The organism is Dietzia sp. B19, assembly GCF_014145155.1.
GTDB lineage: Bacteria > Actinomycetota > Actinomycetes > Mycobacteriales > Mycobacteriaceae > Dietzia > Dietzia natronolimnaea.
This window is the reverse complement of the sequence record NZ_JAALED010000369.1, coordinates 1-1,642: the sequence shown is the minus strand read 5'-3', so window position 1 is coordinate 1,642 and position 1,642 is coordinate 1. Positions and strand designations below refer to the sequence as shown.

Genomic DNA, 1,642 nt, shown 5'->3' with positions numbered 1-1,642 from the left:
CGGGCCCGGGCCGGGCTCACGCGGGCAGCGGGGTCCGCGCCGGAGTGCCGGGCTGCCGGTGGAGGCCGGCACGCCGCTCGAGGTACCCGGCGATCCTGCCGATCGCGTTCTCGAGCACCTCGGCGTCGGGCAGGCACACGATCCGGAAGTGGTCCGGCTCGGGCCAGTTGAAGCCGGTGCCGTGGGTCACCAGGACGTGCTCGGAGCGCAGTAGATCCAGCACCAGTTCCTCGTCGCTGCCGATGCCGAACCTCTCGGTGTCCAACCGGGGGAAGCAGTAGAGCGCACCGCGGGGCGCCACGCAGCTCACGCCCGGGATGGCGTTGAGGCGCTCGGTCGCCAGTGCGAGTTGTCGCTCGATCCGGCCGTCGGGGTCGATCACGTCGGCACCCCACGGTGAGTCCTCGGCCAGCGCGACCGGGATCGCGTACTGGCCCGGGACGTTGGGGCACACCCGCATGTTTGCCAGCAGGGTGAGCCCTTCCAGCAGGTCCTGCGCCCGCTCGAGGGGCCCGGTCGCGGCGACCCAGCCGGCCCGGTATCCGCACACCCGGTACGCCTTGGACAGGCCGCCGAAGGTCAGGCAGAGCACGTCGTCACCGGCGGCCAGCGCCGCGTGGTGATGGCGGGCGCCCGAGAAGATCACCTTCTCGTAGATCTCGTCGCTGAGCAGGACGAGCCCGTGCCGACGGGCGATGTCGGCCATCCCCCGGACGGTCTCGGCACTGTAGACGGCGCCGGTCGGGTTGTTGGGGTTGATCACCACCAGCGCGGTCGTCCGCGGCGTGATCTTGGACTCGATGTCCGCCAGCGAGGGGTTCCAGCCGTCGGACTCGTCCGCCAGGTAGTGCACGGGCACGCCACCGGTGAGGTTCACCGCGCCGGTCCAGGTGGGGTAGTCCGGTGCCGGGACCAGGATCTCGTCGCCCGGATCGACCATCGCCTGCAGGACCAGGGTGATGAGCTCGCTCACCCCGTTGCCCAGGAACACGTCCTCGGCGCGGATCCCGGGCACCCCCCAGCGCCGGTAGTGCTCGGCCACCGCCGCCCGTGCCTGCGGGATGCCCCGCGAATCCGAGTAGGCCTGGCCCGCGCCGAGTTCGCGGGCCACGGCATCCACGATCTCGGGCCGGGCCTCGAGACCGAACGGGTGCATGTTCCCCAGGTTCAGTCGCAGGATGTCGTGGCCCTCGGATTCCAGCCGCATGGCCTCGGTGAGGATCGGACCGCGGACGTCGTAGCGCACGTCGCGGAGGCGTCGGGATTGGCGGTAGATCTGCATGTGGACCATCACATCGCCAAAGTGGACTGGCGGAAAGGTCCACTTCACGCAGACCCGTGAGACCACTTTCCGGCCTCGCGCGCCTAGGCTGAGCGCATGGCCCGCACCGCCCGTCCCGGATCCCTGGTCCTGGGCGAGGTCTCGGGCACCGCGGATCTGGTGGACGCGATCATCGACCTGATCTCCGACGGTTCCCTCGCCGACGGCGACAGGCTGCCCTCCACGCGCGCGCTCGCCGAGCAGACCGGGCTCTCCCGCGGCACCGTGGTCCGGGGGTTCGACGAACTCTCGGCCGCCGGCTTCATCGACTCCGTCCAGGGCTCGGGCACCCGGGTCGCCGCCGGGGCGGGTCAGGCGGCG

At 71.4% G+C, this 1,642-nt stretch carries 2 protein-coding genes; one reads left to right on the top strand and one right to left on the bottom strand.

The features are described from left to right. Positions 1-16: 16 nt before the first annotated feature. Positions 17-1,282 (bottom strand): pyridoxal phosphate-dependent aminotransferase, encoded by a 1,266-nt coding sequence (locus G6020_RS10980; protein WP_182610654.1) that lies wholly within the window; start codon positions 1,280-1,282, stop codon positions 17-19. Between the two features lie 96 nt (positions 1,283-1,378). Between G6020_RS10980 and G6020_RS10975 the strand changes: the two genes are divergently transcribed. Continuing rightward, the coding region (locus G6020_RS10975; RefSeq protein WP_182610653.1) for a winged helix-turn-helix domain-containing protein at positions 1,379-1,642 on the top strand (264 nt) is incomplete at its 3' end.